This is a genomic window from Streptomyces sp. 8P21H-1 (assembly GCF_013302945.1).
This window is the reverse complement of record NZ_JABTYA010000258.1, coordinates 1-218: the sequence shown is the minus strand read 5'-3', so window position 1 is coordinate 218 and position 218 is coordinate 1. Positions and strand designations below refer to the sequence as shown.

Sequence of the window (218 nt, the reverse complement as noted above, 5' to 3'; positions counted from 1 at the left end):
CCGGCCGACCACCGCGAGGCGCTGGCGGCGTTGGCGGCGGGGGAGCCGTCGGCGCGGGTGGTGGCCGGTGTGCCGGTGGGTGAGCCGGGTGGGACGGTGTTCGTCTTTCCGGGGCAGGGTGCGCAGTGGGTGGGCATGGGTGTGGAGTTGATGCGTGCTTCGCCGGTGTTCGCGGGGCATCTGCGGGCTTGTGCGGCGGCGTTGGAGCCGTTCACGGG

1 protein-coding gene is annotated in these 218 nt (G+C 74.3%); it reads left to right on the top strand.

Features of this window, described 5'->3' with window-relative positions; translation table 11 throughout:
* Positions 1-218 (top strand): acyltransferase domain-containing protein (locus tag HO151_RS05245; RefSeq protein WP_173894935.1); only part of this gene is annotated, 218 nt, incomplete at both ends.